Annotated in this window: 28 protein-coding genes; 14 read left to right on the top strand and 14 right to left on the bottom strand. The window is 67.9% G+C overall.

Translation table 11 applies throughout. From position 1 onward, the window contains the following. Positions 1–499: 499 nt before the first annotated feature. Positions 500–1672 (bottom strand): mandelate racemase/muconate lactonizing enzyme family protein, encoded by a 1173-nt coding sequence (locus AZL_RS28870; protein ID WP_012977924.1) that lies wholly within the window; start codon positions 1670–1672, stop codon positions 500–502. 158 nt (positions 1673–1830) lie between these two features. On the opposite strand from AZL_RS28870, the gene AZL_RS28875 reads away from it, so the two are divergent. The 3 genes from AZL_RS28875 (at position 1831) to AZL_RS36440 (ending at position 4060) form a co-directional block, all read left to right on the top strand. After that, on the top strand, positions 1831–2823 hold the full coding sequence (locus tag AZL_RS28875) for a LysR family transcriptional regulator (RefSeq protein ID WP_012977925.1): 993 nt from the start codon (positions 1831–1833) through the stop codon (positions 2821–2823). Positions 2824–3061: 238 nt separating this feature from the next. Then, a complete protein-coding gene (locus tag AZL_RS28880; RefSeq protein WP_042446133.1) occupies positions 3062–3292 on the top strand; it encodes a hypothetical protein in 231 nt (76 codons plus the stop codon). 132 nt (positions 3293–3424) lie between these two features. Continuing rightward, positions 3425–4060 carry a hypothetical protein gene (locus tag AZL_RS36440; RefSeq protein WP_012977926.1) on the top strand — a complete coding sequence of 212 codons (636 nt, stop codon included), beginning with the start codon at positions 3425–3427 and terminating at the stop codon, positions 4058–4060. A 23-nt stretch (positions 4061–4083) separates the two neighbouring features. Here AZL_RS36440 and AZL_RS28890 read toward each other — a convergent pair whose 3' ends face one another. Together AZL_RS28890 and fliI are read right to left on the bottom strand one after the other, a co-directional pair. After that, positions 4084–4518, bottom strand: coding sequence for a flagellar export protein FliJ (locus AZL_RS28890; protein WP_042446136.1), 435 nt, complete (start codon positions 4516–4518; stop codon positions 4084–4086). Then, the gene (gene fliI, locus AZL_RS28895; protein WP_012977928.1) at positions 4515–5852 is read right to left on the bottom strand and encodes a flagellar protein export ATPase FliI; all 1338 of its coding nucleotides are present in this window, start codon (positions 5850–5852) and stop codon (positions 4515–4517) included. The genes AZL_RS28890 and fliI overlap by 4 nt, the downstream gene beginning before the upstream one ends. A 254-nt stretch (positions 5853–6106) precedes the next feature. Here fliI and ctrA point away from each other — a divergent pair, with 254 nt between their 5' ends. The 4 genes from ctrA to AZL_RS28915 all read left to right on the top strand — a co-directional run bounded on the left by ctrA (position 6107) and on the right by AZL_RS28915 (position 7909). Beyond that, positions 6107–6847, top strand: a complete 741-nt coding sequence (gene ctrA / locus AZL_RS28900; protein ID WP_012977929.1) for a response regulator transcription factor CtrA — start codon at positions 6107–6109, stop codon at positions 6845–6847. 277 nt (positions 6848–7124) lie between these two features. Continuing rightward, positions 7125–7334, top strand: coding sequence for a cold-shock protein (locus tag AZL_RS28905; RefSeq protein ID WP_012977930.1), 210 nt, complete (start codon positions 7125–7127; stop codon positions 7332–7334). Between the two features lie 95 nt (positions 7335–7429). Then, complete coding sequence (locus AZL_RS35950; RefSeq protein WP_042446139.1) at positions 7430–7636, top strand: hypothetical protein; 207 nt, start codon at positions 7430–7432, stop codon at positions 7634–7636. A gap of 48 nt (positions 7637–7684) precedes the next feature. After that, positions 7685–7909 (top strand): hypothetical protein, encoded by a 225-nt coding sequence (locus AZL_RS28915; protein ID WP_012977932.1) that lies wholly within the window; start codon positions 7685–7687, stop codon positions 7907–7909. Between the two features lie 96 nt (positions 7910–8005). Here the strand turns inward: AZL_RS28915 and AZL_RS28920 are convergent, their stop codons facing one another. From AZL_RS28920 to AZL_RS28940, 5 genes are all read right to left on the bottom strand, one after another. Continuing rightward, a complete protein-coding gene (locus AZL_RS28920; protein WP_012977933.1) occupies positions 8006–8845 on the bottom strand; it encodes a CheR family methyltransferase in 840 nt (279 codons plus the stop codon). Next, positions 8842–10008, bottom strand: coding sequence for a protein-glutamate methylesterase/protein-glutamine glutaminase (locus tag AZL_RS28925; RefSeq protein WP_012977934.1), 1167 nt, complete (start codon positions 10006–10008; stop codon positions 8842–8844). The genes AZL_RS28920 and AZL_RS28925 overlap by 4 nt, the downstream gene beginning before the upstream one ends. A gap of 116 nt (positions 10009–10124) precedes the next feature. Then, positions 10125–10490 carry a response regulator gene (locus AZL_RS28930; protein WP_012977935.1) on the bottom strand — a complete coding sequence of 122 codons (366 nt, stop codon included), beginning with the start codon at positions 10488–10490 and terminating at the stop codon, positions 10125–10127. An 88-nt stretch (positions 10491–10578) separates the two neighbouring features. Beyond that, complete coding sequence (locus tag AZL_RS28935; RefSeq protein ID WP_012977936.1) at positions 10579–11079, bottom strand: chemotaxis protein CheW; 501 nt, start codon at positions 11077–11079, stop codon at positions 10579–10581. Further along, a complete protein-coding gene (locus AZL_RS28940; protein WP_012977937.1) occupies positions 11076–13877 on the bottom strand; it encodes a hybrid sensor histidine kinase/response regulator in 2802 nt (933 codons plus the stop codon). Before AZL_RS28940 ends, AZL_RS28935 begins: the two co-directional genes overlap by 4 nt. Before the next feature lie 216 nt (positions 13878–14093). On the opposite strand from AZL_RS28940, the gene AZL_RS36670 reads away from it, so the two are divergent. Beyond that, on the top strand, positions 14094–14267 hold the full coding sequence (locus tag AZL_RS36670) for a hypothetical protein (RefSeq protein WP_173380531.1): 174 nt from the start codon (positions 14094–14096) through the stop codon (positions 14265–14267). A gap of 21 nt (positions 14268–14288) precedes the next feature. Here AZL_RS36670 and AZL_RS28945 read toward each other — a convergent pair whose 3' ends face one another. Then, positions 14289–14969, bottom strand: coding sequence for a histidine phosphotransferase family protein (locus AZL_RS28945; protein WP_012977938.1), 681 nt, complete (start codon positions 14967–14969; stop codon positions 14289–14291). Positions 14970–15091: 122 nt separating this feature from the next. On the opposite strand from AZL_RS28945, the gene AZL_RS28950 reads away from it, so the two are divergent. Together AZL_RS28950 and AZL_RS37455 are read left to right on the top strand one after the other, a co-directional pair. Next, positions 15092–15271: a DUF3553 domain-containing protein gene (locus AZL_RS28950; RefSeq protein ID WP_012977939.1), complete on the top strand. Its 180-nt coding sequence runs from the start codon at positions 15092–15094 to the stop codon at positions 15269–15271. 109 nt (positions 15272–15380) lie between these two features. Further along, a complete protein-coding gene (locus AZL_RS37455) occupies positions 15381–15503 on the top strand; it encodes a hypothetical protein (protein WP_042446142.1) in 123 nt (40 codons plus the stop codon). Positions 15504–15526: 23 nt separating this feature from the next. Here AZL_RS37455 and AZL_RS28960 read toward each other — a convergent pair whose 3' ends face one another. Continuing rightward, positions 15527–16594 carry an esterase-like activity of phytase family protein gene (locus AZL_RS28960; RefSeq protein ID WP_042446363.1) on the bottom strand — a complete coding sequence of 356 codons (1068 nt, stop codon included), beginning with the start codon at positions 16592–16594 and terminating at the stop codon, positions 15527–15529. Positions 16595–16819: 225 nt separating this feature from the next. Between AZL_RS28960 and AZL_RS28965 the strand changes: the two genes are divergently transcribed. After that, on the top strand, positions 16820–17542 hold the full coding sequence (locus AZL_RS28965) for a sensor histidine kinase (RefSeq protein WP_148219712.1): 723 nt from the start codon (positions 16820–16822) through the stop codon (positions 17540–17542). A gap of 9 nt (positions 17543–17551) precedes the next feature. On the opposite strand, the gene AZL_RS28970 is transcribed toward AZL_RS28965, so the two are convergent. Beyond that, positions 17552–17923 (bottom strand): NifB/NifX family molybdenum-iron cluster-binding protein, encoded by a 372-nt coding sequence (locus AZL_RS28970; RefSeq protein ID WP_012977942.1) that lies wholly within the window; start codon positions 17921–17923, stop codon positions 17552–17554. Positions 17924–18156: 233 nt separating this feature from the next. On the opposite strand from AZL_RS28970, the gene rpoH reads away from it, so the two are divergent. Both rpoH and pcp read left to right on the top strand, forming a co-directional pair. Further along, positions 18157–19038 (top strand): RNA polymerase sigma factor RpoH, encoded by an 882-nt coding sequence (gene rpoH, locus AZL_RS28975; protein ID WP_012977943.1) that lies wholly within the window; start codon positions 18157–18159, stop codon positions 19036–19038. A 32-nt stretch (positions 19039–19070) separates the two neighbouring features. Then, positions 19071–19718 carry a pyroglutamyl-peptidase I gene (pcp, locus tag AZL_RS28980; protein ID WP_012977944.1) on the top strand — a complete coding sequence of 216 codons (648 nt, stop codon included), beginning with the start codon at positions 19071–19073 and terminating at the stop codon, positions 19716–19718. A gap of 70 nt (positions 19719–19788) precedes the next feature. Here the strand turns inward: pcp and AZL_RS28985 are convergent, their stop codons facing one another. Continuing rightward, positions 19789–20697 (bottom strand): LysR substrate-binding domain-containing protein, encoded by a 909-nt coding sequence (locus tag AZL_RS28985; protein WP_012977945.1) that lies wholly within the window; start codon positions 20695–20697, stop codon positions 19789–19791. Positions 20698–20839: 142 nt separating this feature from the next. Between AZL_RS28985 and AZL_RS28990 the strand changes: the two genes are divergently transcribed. Next, positions 20840–21271: a VOC family protein gene (locus AZL_RS28990; protein WP_012977946.1), complete on the top strand. Its 432-nt coding sequence runs from the start codon at positions 20840–20842 to the stop codon at positions 21269–21271. 31 nt (positions 21272–21302) lie between these two features. On the opposite strand, the gene AZL_RS28995 is transcribed toward AZL_RS28990, so the two are convergent. Together AZL_RS28995 and AZL_RS29000 are read right to left on the bottom strand one after the other, a co-directional pair. Then, complete coding sequence (locus tag AZL_RS28995) at positions 21303–21488, bottom strand: hypothetical protein (RefSeq protein WP_012977947.1); 186 nt, start codon at positions 21486–21488, stop codon at positions 21303–21305. Between the two features lie 217 nt (positions 21489–21705). Then, positions 21706–23253 carry an ABC transporter ATP-binding protein gene (locus AZL_RS29000; protein WP_012977948.1) on the bottom strand — a complete coding sequence of 516 codons (1548 nt, stop codon included), beginning with the start codon at positions 23251–23253 and terminating at the stop codon, positions 21706–21708. Between the last annotated feature and the right edge of the window lie 7 nt (positions 23254–23260).

Here is a 23260-nt window from a genome sequence, read left to right on the forward strand (position 1 = left end):
TATTTTCTTTCCAATCTATGCAGCACATTGACGGCATATCCATGAAATCTTGATAATCTTCCATGCAGAAAACTGCGGACCCTTGGCAATCCTTGGAAAACCCACTGGAAACGAAATGGGCCACCCCGTTTCAAGGGGGCGGCCCGTTCCAGGCATGGGCGTATCCCGGTCGTCAGCGTTCGGCCGTCACCCGCCGCGCGTGCTGCTCGGCGCCGGTGTTCCGACCGATCCAACGGTGCTGGAGGCCGGCGGCGGCGATGCGCTCGCGCTGTGGTTGGGCGAACAATCCGCGTTGGCGATCCCAGCCGTCAGGAGAGTGGCGAGACCGAACAAAGCGGCGACGACCGGACTGGCTCCATGAGACATTGGATCACCTCCTTTCTGAAACGTTGCGACCATCATCAGATTGACACAGTAGGACAGTTGGTCAATGGCCGACTCGAACATTGACGATGCCGTCTCCCAATCGTACAGGCTTTGACCTTGACCCGGAGTATGCTTATCGGGTTCCCAGCAGCCCGCTCATGGTGGCGAACAGTTCCGACTTCGCTTCGAAGCCGACGCCCGGCAGATCGGGCAGACGCACCCGGCCATCCTCCACCGCGATGCCGTCGGCGAAGCCGCAGAAGGGCTTGAAGACGTCAGGGTAGGATTCGTTGCCGCCCAGATGCAGGCCGGCGGCGATGTTCAGCGACATCTGATGACCGCCATGCGGCACCACCCGCCGGCTGGACCAGCCGTTCTCCTTCAGCATGTCCAGCGTGCGCAGATACTCGACCAGCCCATAGCTCAGCGCGCAGTCGAACTGCAACCAGTCACGGTCGGGCCGCATGCCGCCATGGCGGATCAGGTTGCGGGCGTCCTGGTGGGAGAACAGATTCTCGCCGGTCGCCATCGGGCGGTCATAATGCTTGGCGAGTTCGGCCTGCAACGCATAGTCCAGCGGGTCGCCGGCCTCCTCGTACCAGAACAGGCCGTAGGGCTTCAGCGCCTCCCCGTAGGCGATGGCGGTGTCGATGTCGAAGCGGCCGTTGGCGTCGACGCACAGATTGTCGCCCGACCCGACCACCTCCAGCACCGCGTCGATGCGCCGCAGATCCTCCGCCAGCGGGGCGCCGCCGATCTTCATCTTCACGACCCTGTAGCCGCGGTCGCGGTAGCTGCGCATCTCGTCCTGAAGCGCCTTCACATCCTTGCCGGGATAGTAATAGCCGCCGGCGGCATAGACCCAGACGCCGTCATCGGCCACCCCGCCGCGGAACCGGTCGGCCAGCAGGCGGTAGAGCGGAACGCCGGCGATCTTGGCCACGGCGTCCCACACCGCCATGTCGATGGTGCCGACGGCGACCGACCGTTCGCCATGGCCGCCCGGCTTCTCGTTGGTCATCAGCCGGGTCCAGATGCGGAACGGGTCGAGATTTTCGCCGGTCTCGTCCAGCAGGCTGTCGGGGGCCGCCGACATCAGCCGGGGAATGAAGCGCTCGCGCAGCAGTCCGCCGGCGGCATAGCGGCCGTTGGAGTTGAAGCCGTAGCCGATCACCGGCTTGCCGTCGCGCACCACGTCGGTGACGACCGCGACGACGCTGCAGGTCATCTGGCTGAAATCGATGAAGGCGTTGGCGATGTCGGACTTGATGCCGGCGGTCTGCTCGCGGATTTCGACGATGCGCATGGCGGTTCCTCTCGCAGCGTGGTGGCGCGTTTCGTGCCGGCACTGTAGGGATGGGGAAGGCCGCCGGGCCAATGCCAAGGCCGGAACGCATCATGCGGGTTCGGCATAGGGCGCCCAGAGGGACGGGACGGGCCGGCAGACGTGACGAAGATTGGGCGATGGAACTCTCCTGGCTCGACGATTTCCTGGCGCTGGTGGATTGCGGCAATTTCTCCCGCGCCGCCGATGCGCGCCATCTGACCCAGCCGGCCTTCAGCCGCCGCATCCGCGCGCTGGAGGATTGGGCCGGCACCCCGCTGTTCGACCGCAGCGCCCAGCCGGTGACCCTGACCGAGGCCGGACGGCGCTTCCGCCCCTTCGCCGACGAAACCGTCCGCCGCCTGCTTCAGGGCCGGGAGGAGGCCCGGCTCGCCGCCCAGTCGGAGGCCGCGACCCTGCGCTTCGCCGCCACCCACGCGCTGTCGCTGACCTTCTTCCCCTCCTGGCTCAGGGCGCTGGAGGCGCGGGCGCGGCTCGGGGCCATCACCCTGTCTTCGGACAGCATGGAGGCTTGCGAGCGGCTGATGCTCGCCGGTCAAGCGCAGTTCCTGCTCTGCCATGCCCATCCGGCGGCGGCGGGGCGGCTGGAGGCGGAGTCCTTCCGTTCGGTCGTCGTCGGCGGGGACCGTCTGCTGGCGGTGACGGCGCCCGACGCCGACGGGCGGCCCCGCCATCTGCTGACCGACGGCGAGGCCAGGCCGCTGCCCCACCTGTCCTACAGCCGCGAATCCGGCATGGGCCGCATCCTTGAGGCGGTGCGGGCGGCGCGGCCGCTTCCCGGCGCTCTCGACACCGTCTTCACCTCCCACCTCGCGGCGGTTCTGCGCACCCTGGCCCGCGACGGGCGCGGCGTGGCCTGGCTGCCGGAAAGCCTGATCGCCGAGGATCTGGCCCGCGGTTCGCTGGTTCGCGCCGGGGTGCCGGCGGGCGACGAGCGCTGGACCGTGCCGGTGCAGATCCGGCTGGTCCGTCCCCGCGCCCGCCAGAGCAAGGCGGCCGAGACTTTCTGGACGCTGGCGGTCGAGGCCGCCCTGTGGCGCAACGCCGAGTCGGCGGCGGAGCCCGCCGCCCCGGTTGCCAGAGCCGAATCGACCATCGAAGAAGAGTTGTGAGCGCCCGGCGCCAAGTCGCTTTGATCATTGACATTCCCGAAATCGGCTGTCCGGCCGCGCGATTTCTCTGGCGCTACCCCGTCCGATCGGGCAAAATTTGCCTAGTCGGAGTGAAGCCGGGCTCCGACGCGGCCGGTCCGGACCCAAGCGGTTCGATGACCGGTGTCCCGCATCGTCGCCGATGCATCGTTCGCCGGCTTGTCCAAGAAGCGTCGCGTCAGCGGCCGGAGGAACGATCATGGGTGTCAGCAGCATCGGTGGAATCGGCGGCTATCAGCAGCAGCCCTACGCCACCCCGTTAAGCAGCGGCCCGGCCGCGGCGCAGCGGTCCACCTCTCCCGTCGAATCCGCCCAGGAAGACCAGACCGAGCGTGACCGCCGCCAGCAGGAGGCGCAAACGGTACAGAGCGGGTCCAGCGGCGGCAACACGACCCCGACACGCGGCCAGAACCTGAACATCTCGGTCTGATCCGCACCGGATCGTCCGGATCGGATCGCAAGGGCCAAGGCGGCGGGGAGACGGCAGCGGGACAGCGCCCAGACTGGGAGCGGCCCCAAGGAACAACGCCTGGAGAGCGGGCAGGAAGGGCGGGAGGCAGCGATGGAGATCCGTGGCGTTTCCAGCACGACGGCAGTCCGCTCCGCCGCTTATCAGCCGACGGAGTCCGGCGCCGCTTCCCAATCCGGCGCCGCCGAGGCCTCCGTCACCAAACAGCCCGGTGGTGTCGCCACGGGAGCCGAAAAGGCGTCGGGCAGCGGCTACATCAGCCCCTTTATGCGCTATGATCAGGGCGCACGGGTGGCTGTGCTCTATTTCCGCGATTTCGACACCGGCGAAACCCAGGACCAGATCCCGTCCCAGCGCGTGGTGGAGGAATATCGCCGCACCGCCAGCCGGTTGACCCAGGAAAACGTGCAGGGGAAAATGGCGGGATCGCAAACCGCCGCGAAATCCTCGCCGAACTCCTCGACGACTTCCGCGCCGGGCAACTCCAGCGACGGGGCCGGGTCGGCACCCGGTGGCGGCGTCAGCCCGGCGGGGAGCGCGGCCGGGTCGGCCGCCCCTGCCTCCCTTGCCGTTTCCTTCGCCAGCGGCGCGGGCGGCGGCGCAGCCATCGGCACCAGCTCCGGCGCGTCCCCGCTGGCATCCGCTCAGACGGGCGGCGGTGCCGCTCCGTCAACGACCGGCGGCTCCTATGGCGGTTCGCCGGGCGGTCTGGTTTCGGTGACCGTCTGATCGGACCGGCCTGACAAACAGGCTCATCCCCCCGCCGTCTCCTCCTCCGCCTGACGGCGCCGGAAGCCGACCAGCGCGGTCTCGTCCAGCATCGCGGCCTCCTTGCGCTTCAACTTGTCGCGCTCGCGCTTCAGCCGTTCCTCTTCCGCCAGCTCATAGCGCTTCAGTTCCTGGAAGGCCTCGGCCATCTCGTCGGTGGCGATGCTGATCTGCGCCTCGACCTGGGCCAGCGATTCGCCGAGCTTGCGGCCACGCTCCATCGCCGCCTGGGCGAAGTTGGAATAGGTGAAGGAAACGGAGAAATCCTCACGCACGGTTTCCTGTTCGTGCGTGATCTCCTGCTTCACCTTCTCGATCTCGTTGCGCAGCCGGTCGGCCAGCGTGTGGAGTTCCGCGAGGACGCGACGCTTCTCGTCCAGATGCAGCTTCTGTAGGCGGATGATCGTCTTCAGGCTCATTGCGGCCACTGCACCCCAAAGATTTCAGCGAGCATGGCATAGCTGGTCTCCAGATCGGTGGCCTCGCGCTTGCCCTGCTTCAGAAAGGCTTCCAGCGCCGGCTGGAAGTGGATCGCCTCGTCGACCTGCGGGTCGGTGCCGCGGCGATAGGCGCCGAGCCGGATCATCTCCGCCATGTTGTCGTAGGAGGACAGCAGGCGCCGGGCATGGCCGACCAGTTCATTCTCGTTCGCCGTGTTGCAGCCGGGCATGGTGCGCGACACGCTGCGCAGGATGTTGATGGCGGGGTAGCGCCCGCGCTCCCCGATCTGGCGCTCCATCACGATATGGCCGTCGAGGATGCCGCGCACGGCGTCGGCGATCGGTTCGTTGTGGTCGTCGCCGTCGACCAGCACGGTGAACAGGCCGGTGATGGTGCCCGACCCGACCACCCCCGGCCCGGCGCGCTCCAGCAGGCGCGGCAGTTCGGCGAAGACGGTCGGCGGATAGCCCTTGGTCGTCGGCGGTTCGCCCGCCGACAGGCCGATCTCGCGCTGGGCCATGGCGAAGCGGGTGACGCTGTCCATCATGCACAGCACGTCGCGGCCCTGGTCGCGGAAATGCTCGGCCACCGCCAGCGTCATGTAGGCCGCCTGCTTGCGCATCAATGGCGCCTCGTCCGAGGTGGCGCAGACGACGACGCTGCGGGCCAGACCCTCCTCGCCCAGATCCTCGGTGATGAATTCCTGCAACTCGCGGCCGCGCTCGCCGATCAGCCCGATCACCGCCACCTCGGCGGCGGAAAAGCGCGCCAGCATCGACATGACCGAGGATTTGCCGACACCCGATCCGGCGAAGATGCCCATGCGCTGGCCGCGGCAGCAGGTGAGAAAGGCGTTGATGGCGCGGATGCCCAGATCGAGCTTCTCGCCCACCCGGGCACGGGAATGGGCGTTGGGCGGGGTGTTGCGGATCGGCGTGCCCTGCGGCCCCTTGGGCAGCGGCCCCTTGCCGTCCACCGGTTCGCCCAGCGCGTTGACGACGCGGCCGAGCCAGGCGTCGGTGGGATAGATCATCGCCTGGTCGCCCGCCACCAGCGCGCGGCAACCCAGCCCGACCCCGTCCAGCGCGCCGAAGGGCATGGCGAGCGCCCGGCCCTGCCGGAAGCCCACCACCTCGCACGGAACCCGGCGGCGATCGCGCGTCTCGACGATGCAACGGCCGCCGACCGACAGCTCCTTCTCGATGCCGCCGACCTCGACCATCAGGCCCGACACGGCGGTGACGCGGCCGTAGCGGCTACAGTCGGGAATCTCGTCGATGTCACGGATCAACTGATCGATGTCGAACGGCATGGTTCGGATACCGGCGCCCCAAAGACGGGACGCCCTCCTATTAAGGGGTAGTTCTTCGGACAGCGGCGACGTTAACCACCTTGATCGTATCTTGCGATGGAAGGATTAACGTTGTGTAAGCGCTTGGCGCTGGCGTTAAGCTGAATCGTCTGTTAACTTGTGTAAACGGAGTGGTTGAAATCGGTCATCAAGGACCGGGGGGCCGATCCGGGGTCGGGTTGCGAAAGCGCGCCATCAAACGTCGGGATATCGCCATGAGGGTTCTGCTGGTTGAAGACGACTCCTCCGTCGCGAAAAGCATCGAGCTGATGCTGAACACGGAAGGATTCATCGTCGACTCTACCGACCTGGGTGAAGACGGGCTGGAGATCGGCAAGCTCTATGACTATGACATCATCATTCTCGATTTGATGCTGCCGGACATCGATGGTTACGAGGTTCTTCGCCGCCTGCGCGCCGCCCGCGTGACCACCCCGATCCTGATCCTCTCGGGCCTGACCGAGATGGACAACAAGATCAAGGGGCTGGGCTTCGGCGCCGACGATTACCTGACCAAACCCTTCGACAAGCGCGAATTGATCGCCCGCATCCAGGCCATCGTCCGCCGGTCGAAGGGCCATTCCGACAGCATCATCCGCACCGGCCGCCTGACCGTCAATCTCGACACCCGGACGGTGGAGGTCGACCAGTCGCCGCTGCATCTGACCGGCAAGGAATACGGCATCCTGGAATTGTTGAGCCTGCGCAAGGGCACGACACTGACCAAGGAGATGTTCCTCAACCATCTCTATGGCGGGATGGACGAGCCGGAATTGAAGATCATCGACGTCTTCGTCTGCAAGCTGCGCAAGAAGCTGGCCGCCGCCACCCAAGGCGACAACTACATCGAAACGGTGTGGGGCCGTGGCTATGTGCTGCGCGATCCGCACGAGGAAATTGCCGAAGGCAATCCCCCGCCGCCGCCGCGCGTGCCGCAGCAGCAGGCCGCCGGCTGAGGAATTCCCGGCCAGCCCGGTTTTTCTTTGGGGTCATCCAGCGTCCGGCGAGCTTTGTCCTTGAAAGCCGGGCCGGGCGTTCCCATGTGAGACGGGTCATTCTGCTTCGGACTGCGGGGCGATCAATCGCCCCCACGCTCAGCCTCCCCTTGCTTTGGACCTGTTCGCCCGCGCGGATCATCTTCGCCGGCACGGACTTCGGGGGGCCGCCAATCCCACACCCAGTCTGATGCGCCGCACCGGTGGTGCGGCGCCCTTTGCGTCATGGGAGACAGACATGCCCGTCGGCACCGTCAAATGGTTCAACAGCACCAAGGGCTTCGGTTTCATTCAGCCGGAAAGCGGCGGCCCGGATGTGTTCGTTCACATCTCCGCTGTCGAACGCGCCGGGCTGCGCAGCCTGGTCGATGGCCAGAAGATTTCCTACGAGGAACAGCGCGATCCCAAGCGCGGCAAGACCTCGGCGGAAAATCTGAAGGCGGTCTGACCGCCTGACCGCCGACCTGCGGAAAAAGGGGCATCGGGAAACCGGTGCCCTTTTTCCGTGTTGACCTAATCCCCCTTGCCCAGAGGAGAACCGCGATGGCTTTCAAACCGAACTACAACCAGCAGCGGGCAGAGCGCAACCGGGCCAAGGAACAGAAGAAGCAGGAAAGACTGCAACGCCGCGAGGAGGGGGCCGCCGCCCGCCGCTCCGGCGAACAGGCCGACGGCGAACAGAGCGACCGGGACGGTGGAGCCGCAGAGGATGACGCCGCCCCGACCAGCACCGACACCAACAATGCCTGACCGGCCGGCCGCAAGCACGGCCGACCGCGACCATACGGAGGACAGGCCATGGCCCGTCAGAAGAAACAGCCCGTCGAGAATGCCTTCGCGCTTTTCGACGTGATTTATCAGGATGGTGCCCGCACCTCGAACCGCAAGGTGCCGACCACCGACATCGACCAGTTCGACCGCGAGAACTCAATCCGCGCCTTCATCGAGGCACAGGACCGCAAGATCGCCGAGATGTCCGGCAACCCGCGCGGCCCGATCAAGTCGATCACGCCATCGGTGTGACGGACCTTCCCGGTATGGTGACCGATCCGGGGGCGGCTTCTCCGCCCCCGTCGCACCGACCGGCTCCCGGCGTTCCAGCGCTCGGCTTTCCGCCCCTCACGCCACCTTGGCGCCGGCGGCGGAGAAGCCGCCCAGGCTGTAGAGGCCGCGCTGCCCTTCCACCGGCTTGAACTTGTCGGTGATGCCCAGAACCGTCTCCGCGCCGCCCAGATACAGGACACCGTCCTGCGGCATCTGGCGGGCGATGGCCTCCAGAACCTTGGCCTTCGTCGGCTGATCGAAATAGATCAGCACGTTGCGGCAGAAGACAATGTCGAACTGCCCCAGCGCCGACAAATCGCCCAGCAGGTTCCATTCGCGGAACGACACCATCTGGCGCAGCTGCTGGCTGATCTGCCACTTGTCGCCGTTCTGCTTGAAATGCTTGACCAGATGCGTGATCGGCAGGCCGCGCTGCACCTCGAACTGGGTGTAGACGCCGGACTTCGCCCGCTCCACCATTTCCGCCGAGATGTCGGTGCCGACGATCTCGATGCGCCAGCCGGCCAGCTTCGCCGCCTCGTCGTTCAGGATCATCGACAGCGAATAGGCCTCCTGCCCCGACGAGCAGGCGGCCGACCAGATGCGCAAGGACCGCTTGGCGGCCCGCGCCTCCATCAGCTTCGGCAGCACCAGCTGCTTGAACTGGTCGAAGGGCTTCTGATCGCGGAAGAAGGACGACTCGTTGGTCGTCATCGCTTCCGTGATGTCGCGCAGCAGCGCCTCGTCCTTGCGGGTGCGGACGGTGGTCGCCAGCTCCTCAAGGCCCTTCATGTTCCACTTGCGCGCCACCGGCATCAGCCGGGATTCGAGCAGGTATGCCTTGTCCCGGGTCAGGACCAGGCCGGAACGCTGCTTGAGCAGCGTGGAGAACATGTCGAAATCTTCGACTCTCATGCTGCCCTCGACGCGAGCTTGCGGATGTGGGGACCGATTTCCTTGAGCGGCAGGATGGCGTTGCAGATGCCGGCTTGCGCCACCGCACCCGGCATGCCCCAGACCACGCTCGACGCCTCGTCCTGGGCGATCAGGGTACCGCCGCCATTGACCACGTCGGTGCAGCCCTTCAGCCCGTCCTGACCCATGCCGGTCAGGATGCAGGCCAGGATCTTGCGGCCACCGAAGGCCTTCAGGATCGACCGCATCATCGGATCGACCGCCGGGCGGCAGAAATTCTCCGGCGGATCCTTGCTGAGCGTGATCACGTTCGCCCCCGCGCGCTGCGCCACCAGCATGTGGAAGTCGCCGGGCGCGATGTAGCAGCGGTTCTGCACGATCGGCTCGCCGTCCTTGGCCTCGCGCGCATCGATGCCGCATTGGCGGGTGATATGCTCGGCCAGGATGGTGGTGAAGGTCGCCGGCATGTGCTGGGTGATCAGGATCGGCTGGCTGACGCCGGCCTTCAGGTGCGACAACACCTCGAACAGCGCCTGCGGGCCGCCGGTCGAGCTGCCGATGGCGATCACGTCGGGCTTGGTCGCGATGGCCCCGGCCGGAGTCGGACGGGTGACGATCGGCCCGACCTCGCGCTTCAGCAGACCGATGGGCGACGCCGGGGTCAGCGGACGGATCTCGCCGCGCGACCGCGACCCGGCGCGCCTGGCGGCGGCGCCCAGCGCCTTGACCTTGGCGACCAGCTCGCGCTTGAAATCCTCCGCCCCGCCGATCTCGCGGGTGGAGGTCGGCTTCGGGATATAGTCGGCGGCACCGGCGGACAGGCAGCGCAGCGAAACATCGGCCCCGCGCAGCGTCAGCGTCGAGGCCATGATGATCTTGACCTGGGGCGCCACCGCCAGCAGCTTCGGAATGGCGGTCAGCCCGTCCATCACCGGCATCTCGATGTCGAGGACGATGACGTCGATCGAATTGCGCTGCAACGAACTGACCGCCATCTGGCCATCGCCGACGGAGGTGACGACGCGGATCTCCGGGTCCCCCTCCAACGCGCGGGTCAGCAGGCCACGGATGACGGCGGAGTCGTCCACCACCATGACCCGGACGGGATCCGGATTGGCCGGTCGCGCGGTGGTGAGGGGACCTCTGCCTAAACTGTCCGACATAAGGGCGATTCGCCTTTCAACTCGACGGGTTCAACGCGGCGTCTCCTGGCGTCCCCTCCGGGACGCTGTCCGGACCGCCCATGACCCTCGGATCACGGGGGCGGCTCGGGCAGGGGTCAGAGAAGGCCGACCTGCGCGAACTTGGTCTGGATGATGTCGCTGTCGAAGGGCTTCATGATGTACTCGTTGGCCCCGGCGGACAGCGCTTCCTGAATGTGGGCGAGGTCGTTCTCGGTGGTGCAGAACACCACCTTGGGCTGGTCGCCCCCGCTCATCTTGCGCAGCCGGCGCAGGAACTCGATCCCCGTCATCACCGGCATGTTCCAGTCCAGCAGGATGGCGTCGGGCATCTGCACCGCGCAGGCTTCCATCGCCTGCTTGCCGTCCTCCGCCTCGGAGCAGGTGAAGCTCAGCTCTTCCAGGATCTTGCGTGCAACCTTGCGGACCACGCGGCTGTCATCGACCACCAGGCAGGATTTCATTGCGGCAGGGCCTCAGGTCATCGGTTCGCGGGCGGGAAGCCGGACGGACGGAACGGCGCCCCCCTATCGGGAAGGGCGCCGCGATCCGTCAGGCCGCCTCTATGGTCGTGAAGTTGAGCAGACGCGGCACGTCCAGCACAACCATCAACTGGCCGTTCAGCCGGTAAATTCCGGTCGACACCTCACGCCAGCGCGGGTCCAGCGTCGCCGGGTTCCGCTCGAAGTCCTCCTTGGTCAGGCTCAGGACCTCACCGACCGAGTCGACCATCAGGCTGTACAGCTCGCCACGCAGATCGACGACGATCGACATGCCGGGCTTGTCCTTCGGCCGGCCGGTCAGACCGAGCCGGAGACGGACGTCTATGGCGGTGACGATGCGGCCGCGCAGGTTCAGCGATCCGGCGACCTCGGGCGGGGCCAGCGGGATACGGGTGATCCGCTGATGGCCCAGCACGTCCTGCACCTGAAGGACCGGGATGCCGAACATCTGGTCGGCGATCGTCATGGTCACATAGTCCTGGTTGCCGGAGGCGACGAGGTCGTCGCCCTTCGACTTGCGGACGGTGGACGGCAGCTTGGCGTTGCTCATGCGGCACCTTTCTGTTCGGTCAGCGTCTGCTGCAGCGCGAAGAGCAGCGCGTCACGGTCGAACTTGGCGACATAGTCGTTGAAACCGGCGATGCGGCCGCGGTCGAGGTCACGGGCGCTGGCGTGGCTGGACAGCGCCACCATCGGCACACCCTGCCAGCGGCTGCCGTGGCGAACCGCCTCGGCGAAGTCGAAGCCGCTCATGCCCGGCATCTCGATGTCGGAGACGATGACGTCGAAGTCCTCGCCGGCCTCGCAGAGCGCCAGCGCGTCGCTGGCATTCTCCACCGCCGTCACGTCGTAGCCGGCGACCGACAGCAGCGGCGTCAGCAGGTTGCGGAAGAAGGGGCTGTCGTCCACCAGCAGCACGCGTTGCAGCTTCTCCTCCTCGAACCCCTCCTGGGTCGAGGAGCCGAACCAGTCCTTGTAGGCCTGGGTCAGGAAGAAGCCGGCGTCGATCACCTCGGTCGCCTTGCCGGCGATGATCGCCGAGCCCATCAGGCCGGGACGCTCCGCCGCCAACTGGACATTCAGCTTCTCCTCGACGATGTCGACGATCTCGTCGACGATCAGGCCCATCGAGCGGTCGCCATCGGCGAAGACCAGAACCGGCTGGCGGCCTTCCCGGCCCAGCATGAAGTTCGGGTCGATCGGCACCAGCGGCATCAGCTTGCCGCGGTACTGGACCACCGGCAGGCCGTTCGACAGCTCGACCGACGCCAGATCGACGTCCTCCAGGCGGGCGACCAGCGACAGCGGCACCGCCTTGGGCGCGCCCTCGCCGGCGCGGAACAGCAGGAGCGCCATCTTGTCCTCCTGGCGCTGGGTCTGGACCGCGGTGGTCTCCTTGCCGGCGGCCTCGCCCATCGCCATCTCGCCGGTGGCCGACGCGATGCCGTTGGGGTCGAGGATCATGATGACCGAGCCGTCGCCCAGGATGGTGTTGCCCGAGAACATCTCGATGTGGCGCAGGATCGGCGCCACCGGCTTCACCACGATTTCCTCGGTGTCGAACACGCGGTCGACCATGATGCCGAAGGTGTAGGTGCCGACCTGGGTGACGACGATGAAGGTCTCGTCCGCCGGCTTCTTGGCGTCCTCGCTGTCGTCCAGCCGCAGCAGCTGCTGGAGCGAGACCAGCGGCAGCAGGCGGTTGCGCAGGCGCAGCACCGGCGTGCCCTTCAGCCGCTCGATGGTGTGCTCGCTGTCGGAGGCGGCGCGCACCAGCTCGACGACGCTGATCTGCGGGATGGCGAACCGCTCGCCGGCGCATTCCACGATCAGGGCCGAGACGATGGCCAGCGTCAGCGGGATCTTGATGATGAAGGTCGAGCCCTTGCCCTGGGCCGACTTGATCTCGATCGTGCCGCCGATCTTCTCGATGTTGGTCTTCACCACGTCCATGCCGACGCCGCGGCCCGACACGTTGGTCACCTTGGCGGCGGTGGAGAAGCCCGGCTTCATGATGAACTGGATGATCTGCTGGTCGGTCATCGAGGCCAGCTCGATCTCCGACGCCATCCCGTTCTGGATCGCCTTCTGCTTGATCCGGTCGATGGCAAGGCCCTTACCGTCGTCCTGGATCTCGATGATGATGTGGCCGCCCTCGTGATAGGCGTTCAGGGTGATGCGGCCGGTTTCCGTCTTGCCGGCCTTCACACGCTCCGCCGGGATCTCCAGCCCATGGTCGGCGCTGTTGCGCACCATGTGGGTCAGCGGATCCTTGATCAGCTCCAGAACCTGGCGGTCCAGCTCGGTGTCGGCGCCGAGCATCTGGAGGTCGATCTTCTTGTTCAGTTCATGCGCCAGATCGCGCACCAGACGCGGCAGCTTGGCCCAGGCGTTGCCGATGGGCTGCATGCGCGTCTTCATAACGCCTTCCTGCAACTCCGACGTCACATGGTTCAGGCGCTGCAACGGCGCCGCGAACTCGCTCTCCTTCTGCGACCGCAGGATCTGCAGCAGCTGGTTGCGGGTCAGCACCAGCTCCGACACCATGGTCATCAGGTTTTCGAGCAGGTCGACGTTGACGCGGATGGTCTGGGCGGCGACCGCCGATTCCTTGGTCGCGGCCTCGGCACCGGCATCGCCGCCGCCGGCATTGCCGCCGGCCGAACCGCCGGCCATCGGGGCGACCGGCGCCGGCATCTTCGCGGCGGCCGGCTCGGGCTCCGGCACGACGAGATCATGCGAGGGCTCTTCGACCGGCGCGGGCGCGCGGGTGGCGACCGCCGTGCTGGCGGCCGGAGCGGCGGCGGGAGCCGGGGCGGCGGGCGCATCGTTCGGGCCGGGAGTGGCGTTCCACAACGCCTCCAGATCGTCCAGCGACGCCGGCCGTTCCTCCGCGGCGGCGACCGCGGGAGCGGTCGGCGGCGGCGGGGGTGGCGGCGGAGCGGCGGCGGCCGGAGCGGGGCCGCCCAGCTTGCCCTCGGCGCACAGGTTCAGACGCTCGATCAGCGGCAGGTCGTCGCCCGGCGGTTCCGCCTCGGTCGCTTCCAGCACCGCCAGCAGGCTCTTGATGGTGTCCAGAGCCTGCAGGATCAGCGAAACGGCTTCCGGGTTGATGGTCAGCTCGCCATCGCGGAACTTGCCCAGCACGTTCTCCGACGCGTGCGCCACCTTTTCCAGGCGGGGCAGGCCGAGAAAGCCGCAGGTGCCCTTAATGGTGTGGACGAGCCGGAAGATGTTCGACAGCAGTTCCGGATTGTTCGGATTCTGCTCCAACCGGACCAGCTCGACGTCCAGCACCGAGAGGTTTTCGTTGGTCTCCGTCAGAAATTCGGACAGCAGATCATCCATGTCGCATTCCCCAGGCCCAATGTTTATGGTCCGCGCCGTCCTGCGGCTCGAACGGGCAGCATCGAGGGGCCGCCGGTTGCGCTCCAGTCCAGGTAGGGGGGAGCCTGTCAAATACTGATTAAGAGAACCTTACCTCTTCCGATAGGGAGTCTTCGGGTCGCCTCCACCGCCAGGATCGAGGCTTGATTGTCACATATGGAACCAGTGGGAGGATAGATGACCGACGCCGAACTCGCCCGCTCCGTGCGCGACGCCGTGGAGCGCCTCAACAGCGCGCTGGCGGAGGCCGCGCGCCACAATCTCGCGGTCACGCTGCGCACCACCTCCCACCAGACCGGCGGCGGGGTCGAGCAGGTCGTGGTCGAACCGCGGATCTTCAAGCAGCTGTGACCGCGCCGGACCGGGCGCCGCTCACCAGCGCGCGGTGAGGACCAGCCGCTCGCCGCCTTCGGGAACGACGCCGATGCGGAAGCCGTCGGCCTCGGCCAGCCGGCCGGTGATATAGGCATGGATGGTGCGCGGCGTCAGCGCCGCGGCCGAGGCGGTGCCGGCCAGCGCCGCCGCCGCGTCCGGATTGAGGCCGCCCGGCCGGCCGGCGGCGGTCACCGTGACGCCGCCGGCGGTCTCGTCCCCGTCGGCGGCGACGGAGACCACCCCGCCATGGGTCAGCGCCTCGTCCGCCAGCATCACCAGATTCAGCAGGAGCTTCACCACGCCGCGCCGCTGGGCGGTCATGTCGTGGGGCACCCGCTCCGGCCAGTCGAGCCGGGTGCGCCCGCCCTCGACATAGCCGGCGGCGGCGGCGCGGGCATCCCCGAAGCCCTTCTGGTCACGCCCGGCCTGCCCATAGGCCAGCCGGAACACCCGCAGCCGGCGGTCGGCCTGCCCGGAGGAATGGTCGATCAGCTTCACCGCCTCGCCCAGGAAGCCGCCGATGGCGCCGCCATCCTCGTCCTCCTGCATCTCCTCGATCAGTTCCAGACCGTTGCGGATGGCGCCGACCGGGCTGACCAGATCATGGCAGAGCTTCGACGCCAGCAGTTCCAGCACGCGGATGTCGACGCTGACGGGATGGGAGGACGATTCGGTCACGAGGCGGACTCCGGGCAAATGGAACGGCGACGGTATGAAGCCGATGATTCTATACTTTCCGGGCGCCGCCGCACAGGCGGTCGCATTTCCTATGCGGAACAGTGTGAGGAACGGGACGCTCCATGGACGATTCGCTGGTGCCCGGCGCCTGGGTGCGCCATCCGGACCAACCCGACTGGGGGCTGGGGCAGGTCCAGTCGGCCATCCGCAACCGCATCACGGTGAATTTCGAGCATGCGGGAAAGGTGCTGGTCGACTCCGACGTCATAGCGCTGACGGTGGTCGATCCCGATGAAGGTTGAACTTCGGGGCTGGATTGCGGGGCTGGATTGCGGGAAAGCACGGATTGCGCAACCCCATACGGTTTGCTTTGATGCGACCGGGCTTGTCACAGGACCAGGGAGGGATGGGATGAAGGCAATGATCCTCGGCTTCGCCGCGGCGGCGGTGGTCGCGCTGTGCGCCGCGGCGGCGCTGACCTCCCTCGGTCACTCGACCGCGGAGCGGTACTCCAGCCAATCCGTCCGCCTGTAGGCGATGTCTCCCCGGAGACCGCCTCACGAGGGCGGGCCGTCCAGGGCGAACAGCAGCAGGTAGGTGCGCTGGAGCGGACTGAAATTGTTGTCGGAGATCAGATAGACCAGCGTCTGTCCCGCCGGACCCGGCCGGGTGGCGATCCCTTCGAAATTGTCGTTGATCAGCGGGGCCTCCAGACGGCCCAGCTCCTCCCCGTCGACCACGGCGCCGGCCGTCAGCTGCCGGGCCGCCACGCGCACCAGCCGCGACGACCAGCCGCCCAGCAGCGACACCCGGCGTTCCAGCACCAGCACGCCGCCATCCGGCAACGGAGCGACGCTGGTCGGTCGGTAGCGCGGCGCCACCCGGTAGGTGAAGGGCTGCCAGTCGGCCTCGACGCGCGGCATGCCGTCTCCCGCCCCGTCCGCCGCCAGACCCGCCCGCGTGATCCAGGCGCGGCGCTCCCGGTGGCCGTCATCCTCTCCCTCCTCGATGGTCAGCAGCCGGCCGTCGGGAAGGCGGGTCAGCGCCTCCAGCCCGCCATTCTCCGGCGTGCTCTCCATCCCCGGCGGCCGGGGAATCGGCACCGGGATCCCTTCCGGCCCGCGGTCGCCGCCGGTGTAGCGCAGGATGCGATGGTCCCGCTCCAACGAGACCAGCCAGCCGCCGTCGGGCAGGCGCGTCAGGTCCTCGGCATCGGTGCGGCGCTTGCGGTTGGACGTCCCCTCCTCCACCGTCAGCGGACGGGCGCGGATTTCAGAGAGACCGGCCAGCCCGCCGTCGGGGTCGCTGCCGAGCCGGCCATCGACCACCAGCCCGGTATCGCCGATGGCGACGAAACGGTCGCCGGCCGGATCCACCCAAAGGCCGGACAGTCCACCGACCCGCCCGCCCCCGGCGACGTCCAGCCCGCCCAGGAAACGCAGCGGCCCGAGCGTCCTCCTGTCCGGCCGCCCGCGGTCGAGCGGCACCGGGGTGCTGGTGACCGGCCCGGATCCGGTTTCGGACCCGCCTTCGGATCCGGCGCCGCCGGAACCGACCACGGCGGCGCATCCGCCGGACAGGGCGAGCAGCAGCAGGCCCCACAGCATCGTCGTTCGCATCGTCATGCTGCCACTCTTGTCGGTGCAACCGAGGGACACAATCTCTCTTTCGGCTTTCTTTTGGCATTTCCTGACGCGGGACGATGGCGCAGCCGTCACGCCGTCCCCATCATATCGGCTAGGCGCGGCGGGTTACTCCCTCAGAACCGGTGGGGCCGGCCCGACAAGCGCTTAGATTGACGACTGAATTCGACGATGCTTACCAGTGATGATCGAGCCGAGTCCGTTCCCATGCCGATGCTTCCGCGGTCGCAGGCCGCCCATTGCCCTCCGGACCAGACCGGTGACGGCGTCTCGTCCGGCCCATCCGGCGGCATATCCGGCGCCTCACCGGCCGACCGGCTGACGGCGCGCATCCAGGAGCTGGAGGCGGAGCTGCGGGAATTGCAGCATCGCGCCAAGAACAGCCTCCAGTTGGTGATCAGCCTGCTGAAGCTACAGGCCGGCCGCGTCCGCGATCCCGACGCCCGCGCCGCCTACGAACAGACCATGGTCCGCATCGAGTCGCTGGCGATCCTCTACCGGCAGCTGCATGAAAGCGGCGCCGGCACCCATGTCGACCTCGGCCGCTACGTCACCGCCCTGTGCGAGGCGGTGCGGGAGGGGACACCCGGCGCCCTGTCGCGCGTGCCGGTGACGGTCACCTCCGACCCGATCCAGATCGGCCTGTACGAGGCGATGCCGCTCGGCCTGATCATCGCCGAGCTGGTGACGAGTTGCCTGCACCACGCCTTTCCCGACGACGGCTGGATCCGCATCACCGTGCGCCGGCAGGGCGGCGACCGCGCCCGCCTGACGGTGGAGGACAATGGCCGCGCCCTGCCCGCCGGCTTCGACACCACGGCGGAGGATGGGCTGATGCTGGCCGAGGCGCTGGCCGGCCAGCTCGGCGACACGCTGTCCACCGACAGCGACGCCGCCGGCACCACCGCCAGCGTCAGCTTCCCGGTCTGATACCGGCGGTCATTGATGATGACCGTCATGATGCTCATGCGGGTGTTCCGGTTCGGGCGCCGGGTCCAGGGTGCCGGCGAACCAGCTGCGGATCGCCCGCAGCGGGTCGGTCTCCGTCGTCGTCACCGGCTCGATGCCACGGCGCTTCATATGGGCGACGAAGCCGGCGCCGGACGATCCGGTGATGACCGCCCGCGCCACGTCGATCGGGTGGGGCCGGCCGTCGCCGCACAGATGCAGCACCTCCTCCTCCCCCAGCTCGATCCGGCCGGTCTCGACCGGCTCGCTGCCGGCCTCGGCCTCATAGACCAGGAAACGGCGGGTACGTCCGCCATGGGTGGCGATGGTCGCGAAATCCTTGGTGCCGACGGCGATCTTCATGGCATGCGGTTCCCTTGCGGTGAAGCCCGGCGACGCCGATGGTCCTGCCACGTCCGCGCCGGCTCCGCACTGAGCAAGGTCAATCGGCGCCCACAACCACAGCGACAAAAGACCGCCGGGCTTGACTTTCAGCACCGAATTCGTACTATATCGATGCCTGCTCCGTCGGAGAGGCCTGGGCTCGCCGCTTGGGAGCCCTGCACCCGTCATATCGCTTCGCCTGAGGATGTGACATGAGCACCGCCATCGCCCTCCGTTCGCCCGATGCCGGCGAATCCCTGTCCCGCTACATCAACGACACGCACCGCTACCCGGTCCTGACGGCCGAGGATGAATACATGCTGGCCAAGGCCTGGACCGAGCATGGCGATGTCGATGCGGCGCACAGGCTGGTCACCAGCCATCTCCGTCTCGTCGTCAAGATCGCCGGCGGCTATCGCGGCTATGGCCTGCCGCTGTCCGACCTGATCGCCGAGGGCAATCTCGGCCTGATGACCGCCGTCAAGAAATTCGAGCCGGAACGCGGCTTCCGCCTGTCCACCTACGCGATGTGGTGGATCAAGGCCTCGATCCAGGATTACATCCTGCGGTCCTGGAGCCTGGTGAAGATCGGCACCACCGCCGCGCAGAAGAAGCTGTTCTTCAGCCTGGGCCGCCTGAAGCGGAAGCTGGGCGAATATGGCGGCGGCGACCTGCATCCCGACAGCGTCACCAGCATCGCCACCGACCTCGCCGTGCCCGAGGATGACGTGGTCGCCATGAACCGCCGCCTGTCGGCGCCGGTCGCCTCGCTGAACGCGCCGATGAGCGCCGAGGGCGATTCGGGCGAATGGCAGGATCTGCTGGCCGACGACCGCCCGTCGGTGGAGGAGTCGCTGGTCGAACGCGGCGAGGCCCGCCAGCGCAGCGCCCTGCTGCACGAGGCGATGGGCGTGCTGAACGACCGCGAGCGCGACATCCTGACCAGCCGGCGCCTGTCCGACAGCCCGCTGACCCTGGAGGATCTGTCGGTCCGCTACGGTGTCAGCCGCGAGCGCATCCGCCAGATCGAGGAGCGCGCCTTCGAGAAGGTCGCCCGCCAGACCCGCGTCCTGGCCGCGGCCATCGCGGCCTGACCGCTCCCGCTCCGGCAAGGCTCACCGGTCCGATGCCGACCGTGCTGCTCACCGGTTTCGAACCCTTCGGCGGCGAGACCGTCAACCCGTCCTGGGAGGCGGTGCGGCTACTGGACGGCTGGGAATGCCGCGGCCACCGCGTCGCCGCCCGCCTGATGCCCTGCATGTTCGGCGCGGCCCTCGATGCGCTCGAACGGGCGGTGGCGGAGACCGGCCCGGTGGCCCTGCTCGCCGTCGGACAGGCGCAGAGCCGGGCGGAGTTGTCGCTGGAGCGGGTCGCCGTCAATCTGGACGATGCCCGCATCCCCGACACCGCCGGCAACCAGCCGGTGGACACGCCGGTGGTGGCGGGCGGCCCGGCCGCCTATTTCGCCAGCCTGCCGGTCAAGGCCATCGCGGCATCCCTGCGCGGCGCCGGAATCCCCGCCGGCCTGTCGCACAGCGCCGGCAGCTTCGTCTGCAACCATCTGTTCTACGGCGCCTGTCATCTGCGGGCGGTGCGGCGGCCGGCCATGCGCGTCGGCTTCCTGTACATCCCGCTGGCGCCCGAACAGGCGGTGCGCCATCCGGGAGCCCCGTCGATGGCGGTGGATCAGGTGGTCGCCGGCCTGCGCATCGCGGTGGATACCCTGCTGGCGACCGCCGAAGACCGGCATGAGGCGGCCGGGGCGCTGGAGTAGCGCGCTCTATAGCTTTATGGTTGGCGATCGGATCACGCTCCAGATCGAGTCCGATTCCCCACGATCCGGTCTACTCCGCCTCGCTCAGCAACCATTCCTTGAAACGGCGCACCCGACGCGCCCGCTCCGCACCCGGCGCGTGGGCGATCAGGTAGCGGCCACGCGGCCGCAGCGTCTCCTGGATGGGCTGGACCAGCCGGCCCGACGCCACGTCCTCCCGCGCCAGGAAGACCGGCAGCAGGGCCACCCCCATGCCCGCCGACGCGGCTTCGATGATCATGAAGAAATGCTCGAAGGCCAGCGACAACGCCGATTCGGGCAAGGGCAAGCCGAAGGCGGCGAGATAGACGCGCCAGGAATCGGGCCGGGTGGTGTGCCGCAACAGCCGGTGCGACGCCAGATCGGCCGGACGGCGCAGCGGCGGCCCCTGATCCAGCAGCGAGGGCGCGCAGAAGACGCCCATCGTCTCCGGCATCAGCGTCGCCATCTCCGCGCCGGGCCACTCCTCCACGCCATAGCGGATGGCGATGTCGATGTGTTCCTTGGCGAAATCGACGCGGTGCTCGCCGATGCCGACCTCGACCTGGATGTCGGGATTCTCCGCCTGGAAGCGCTTCAGCCGGGGAATCAGCCAGCGCTGCGTCAGGGTCGGCAGCGCGCTGACCCGCAATACCCCGCCATCCTGCGCGCGGGTCGCCCGCACCGCCGCGGCGATGCGGTCGAGCGCCGCCGACGCCTCGCCATGGAAGGCGGCGCCCGCCGGCGTCAGCTCGATGCCACGGCCGACGCGGCGGATCAGTTCGACCCCGAGATCGGCCTGAAGGGTCTGCATCATGCGGCTGACGGCCCCCTGGGTCACCGCCAGCTCGTCCGCCGCCCTGGTGAAGCTGAGATGGCGGGCGACCGCGACGAAGCTGCGGACGGCATTGAGCGACGGCAAGGGGCGGTCGGAAGCGCGGTTGGAGGCGCGGTTGGGCATGGGCGACCCGAATCATGAGTTGAACTCATAAAACTCAGCCCGAGAACTCGTTTGTCAAGCCCGGGTGGATAAGGTCTGTTGGACGCCTCGACAGCCGCTTTTGGCAGCCACCCGCCACCCGGTCCCGAAAGGCCATCCATCGATGACGACGCTGACGCCCTTCCACATCGCCTTTCCGGTCGACGATCTGGCCGCCGCCCGCCATTTCTACGGCACCGTGCTCGGCTGTCCGGAAGGGCGCAGCAGCGACGAATGGATCGATTTCGACCTGTACGGCCATCAGATCGTCGCCCATCTGAAGCCGCGCGCGCCCGATGCGGCACCACCGGCCCACCAGAACCAAGTGGACGGCCACGATGTGCCGGTCCCGCATTTCGGCGTCGTGCTGCACCCCGCCGACTGGGACGCCCTGGCCGAAAAGCTGAAGGCCGCCGGGGTGAGGTTCGTGATCGAGCCCTACACCCGCTTCAAGGGCCAGGTCGGCGAGCAGTCCACCATGTTCTTCCTCGACCCCGCCGGCAACGCGCTGGAGTTCAAGGCCTTCGCCGACCTGTCGCAGCTGTTCGCGAAGTAACCGATGTGAAGGCGGGAGCCGCGGGCCATTCCTACGGATAGGCCCGCCGGCACACCGCCGCGATGATCTCGCGAAGCCAGCGGTGGGCCGGATCCGCCCGCAGGCGCGGATGCCGGATGGCGGAGATGGCGAAGTCCGCCGTCCAGACCGGCAGTTCGAAGCTGTCCAGCCCGAGACCGGCGGCATGAGCGGCGGTCTCGGGCTGTTGCCCAGGCACGAGCGGGGCACCGCCGCGGCTCAGCCCCAACTCCGCCAGCGCATCGTCGACCGGTCCATGGAATTCCCCACGGCGCGATGCGACGACGTGGCGGCAGGCGGCATAGCGTTCCGGCGATCGAGGACAGCATTCCGAAATATCTCGACTATCAGGGCCGGACGGTTCCCTGGTGATGGGGGGATGATGGGGAGCGGTGCCCCCACCCCATCCCCCACACTCACCCGCAACCCGCCATCATCAGCCCCAGCGTCTTCTCGTCCGCCCGGTCCGGCATCACCTCGCCGACGATGTGGCCGTCGAACATCACGATGATGCGGTCGGACAGCGCGCGGATCTCGTCGAGCTCGACCGAGACCAGCAGGATCGCCTTGCCCTGGTCGCGCAGGGCGACCAGCCGGCGGTGGATGAACTCGATGGCGCCGATGTCGACGCCGCGGGTCGGCTGGCCGACCAGCAGCAGGTCGGGGTTCCGCTCGATCTCACGGGCCAGAACGATCTTCTGCTGGTTGCCGCCGGAAAAATTGGCCGCCGCCAGCGACCCGTCGCGCGGGCGGGTGTCGTATTCCTCCATCCGGCGGGCGCAGCTGGCCGCCACCGCGTCGCGGTCCAGCAGAACCCGGCCGTTCCAGGCCGGATCGTCCTGGAAGCCCAGGATAGAGCATTCCTCCGCCGAGAAGCTGGTGACGAGACCGACCTTCTGGCGGTCCTCCGGCACATGGCCCACCCCAAGCCCGCGCAGCGCGCGGGCGTTGAAGCGGTCGGGATGCCCGGCCAGTTCCTCCCCGCGCAGGCGGACGGAGCCGCCGGCGATCGGCCGCATGCCGGCCAGCGCCTCCAGCAGCTCGGACTGGCCGTTGCCGGACACCCCGGCGATGCCGACGATCTCGCCGGCCCTAACCGACAGGCCGACGCCCTTCACCCGCTCCACGCCGGAGGGATCGCGCACCCGCAAGCCCTCGACCCGCAGCACCTCCGCCCCCGGATTGGCCGGCGCCTTGTCGACGCGCAGCAGAACCTTGCGGCCGACCATCAGCTCGGCGAGATGCTCCCGGCTGGTGTCGCGGGTGGCGACGTTGGCGACCACCTGCCCGCGCCGCATCACCGTGACATTGTCGGTCAGCTCCATGATCTCGCGGAGCTTGTGGGTGATGATGATCACCGTCTTGCCCTGCTGGCGCAGCGCCCGCAGGATGCGGAACAGATGGTCGGCCTCCTGCGGGGTCAGCACGCCGGTCGGCTCGTCGAGGATCAGGATGTCGGCGCCGCGGTAGAGCGCCTTGAGGATCTCGACCCGCTGCTGGGCGCCGACCGGCAGGTCCCCGACCGGGCTGTCGAGATCGACCTCCAGCCCATAGTCGCGGGCCAGCCGGGTCAGCTCCGCCCTGGCGCGGGCGAGACCGCCGGCCAGCGTGACCCCGCCTTCCGCCCCCAGCAGCACATTCTCCAGCACGCTGAAGGGGTCCACCAGCATGAAATGCTGGTGGACCATGCCGATGCCGGCGGCCAGCGCGTCGCGCGGGGTCCGGATGGCGGCGGCTGCGCCGTTCACCCGGATCTCGCCGCCGTCGGCGCGCAGATAGCCGTAGACGATGCTCATGATCGTCGACTTGCCGGCGCCGTTCTCGCCGATCACCCCATGGATCGTCCCGGCCGGAACCGCCAGCGACACGTCGCGGTTGGCGTGGTTGGCGCCGAACCATTTGTTGATCGCCACCGTCTCCAGGGCGATTCCGGACCGGGCGGCCGGCGCGCTTGCCTGCGTCATGAAGGAC

Source organism: Azospirillum sp. B510 (genome assembly GCF_000010725.1).
In the GTDB taxonomy this organism is placed as follows: Bacteria; Pseudomonadota; Alphaproteobacteria; order Azospirillales; family Azospirillaceae; genus Azospirillum; species Azospirillum lipoferum_B.

Excerpts from the sequence above, each read along its gene's own strand:
- AZL_RS28965 (WP_148219712.1), top strand. The coding sequence starts at position 16,820 with ATGCCGATGCTTCCGCGGTCGCAGGCCGCCCATTGCCCTCCGGACCAG.
- AZL_RS28950 (WP_012977939.1), top strand. The coding sequence starts at position 15,092 with ATGGACGATTCGCTGGTGCCCGGCGCCTGGGTGCGCCATCCGGACCAA.
- pcp (WP_012977944.1), top strand. The coding sequence starts at position 19,071 with ATGCCGACCGTGCTGCTCACCGGTTTCGAACCCTTCGGCGGCGAGACC.
- AZL_RS28940 (WP_012977937.1), bottom strand. The coding sequence starts at position 13,877 with ATGGATGATCTGCTGTCCGAATTTCTGACGGAGACCAACGAAAACCTC.
- AZL_RS28925 (WP_012977934.1), bottom strand. The coding sequence starts at position 10,008 with ATGTCGGACAGTTTAGGCAGAGGTCCCCTCACCACCGCGCGACCGGCC.
- AZL_RS28920 (WP_012977933.1), bottom strand. The coding sequence starts at position 8,845 with ATGAGAGTCGAAGATTTCGACATGTTCTCCACGCTGCTCAAGCAGCGT.
- AZL_RS28905 (WP_012977930.1), top strand. The coding sequence starts at position 7,125 with ATGCCCGTCGGCACCGTCAAATGGTTCAACAGCACCAAGGGCTTCGGT.
- AZL_RS28985 (WP_012977945.1), bottom strand. The coding sequence starts at position 20,697 with ATGCCCAACCGCGCCTCCAACCGCGCTTCCGACCGCCCCTTGCCGTCG.
- AZL_RS37455 (WP_042446142.1), top strand. The coding sequence starts at position 15,381 with ATGAAGGCAATGATCCTCGGCTTCGCCGCGGCGGCGGTGGTCGCGCTG.
- AZL_RS29000 (WP_012977948.1), bottom strand. The coding sequence starts at position 23,253 with ATGACGCAGGCAAGCGCGCCGGCCGCCCGGTCCGGAATCGCCCTGGAG.
- rpoH (WP_012977943.1), top strand. The coding sequence starts at position 18,157 with ATGAGCACCGCCATCGCCCTCCGTTCGCCCGATGCCGGCGAATCCCTG.
- AZL_RS28990 (WP_012977946.1), top strand. The coding sequence starts at position 20,840 with ATGACGACGCTGACGCCCTTCCACATCGCCTTTCCGGTCGACGATCTG.
- AZL_RS28870 (WP_012977924.1), bottom strand. The coding sequence starts at position 1,672 with ATGCGCATCGTCGAAATCCGCGAGCAGACCGCCGGCATCAAGTCCGAC.
- AZL_RS28930 (WP_012977935.1), bottom strand. The coding sequence starts at position 10,490 with ATGAAATCCTGCCTGGTGGTCGATGACAGCCGCGTGGTCCGCAAGGTT.
- AZL_RS28970 (WP_012977942.1), bottom strand. The coding sequence starts at position 17,923 with ATGAAGATCGCCGTCGGCACCAAGGATTTCGCGACCATCGCCACCCAT.
- AZL_RS28960 (WP_042446363.1), bottom strand. The coding sequence starts at position 16,594 with ATGACGATGCGAACGACGATGCTGTGGGGCCTGCTGCTGCTCGCCCTG.
- AZL_RS28875 (WP_012977925.1), top strand. The coding sequence starts at position 1,831 with ATGGAACTCTCCTGGCTCGACGATTTCCTGGCGCTGGTGGATTGCGGC.
- AZL_RS28915 (WP_012977932.1), top strand. The coding sequence starts at position 7,685 with ATGGCCCGTCAGAAGAAACAGCCCGTCGAGAATGCCTTCGCGCTTTTC.
- AZL_RS28890 (WP_042446136.1), bottom strand. The coding sequence starts at position 4,518 with ATGAGCCTGAAGACGATCATCCGCCTACAGAAGCTGCATCTGGACGAG.
- ctrA (WP_012977929.1), top strand. The coding sequence starts at position 6,107 with ATGAGGGTTCTGCTGGTTGAAGACGACTCCTCCGTCGCGAAAAGCATC.
- AZL_RS28880 (WP_042446133.1), top strand. The coding sequence starts at position 3,062 with ATGGGTGTCAGCAGCATCGGTGGAATCGGCGGCTATCAGCAGCAGCCC.
- AZL_RS36670 (WP_173380531.1), top strand. The coding sequence starts at position 14,094 with ATGACCGACGCCGAACTCGCCCGCTCCGTGCGCGACGCCGTGGAGCGC.
- AZL_RS28935 (WP_012977936.1), bottom strand. The coding sequence starts at position 11,079 with ATGAGCAACGCCAAGCTGCCGTCCACCGTCCGCAAGTCGAAGGGCGAC.
- AZL_RS36440 (WP_012977926.1), top strand. The coding sequence starts at position 3,425 with ATGGAGATCCGTGGCGTTTCCAGCACGACGGCAGTCCGCTCCGCCGCT.
- fliI (WP_012977928.1), bottom strand. The coding sequence starts at position 5,852 with ATGCCGTTCGACATCGATCAGTTGATCCGTGACATCGACGAGATTCCC.
- AZL_RS35950 (WP_042446139.1), top strand. The coding sequence starts at position 7,430 with ATGGCTTTCAAACCGAACTACAACCAGCAGCGGGCAGAGCGCAACCGG.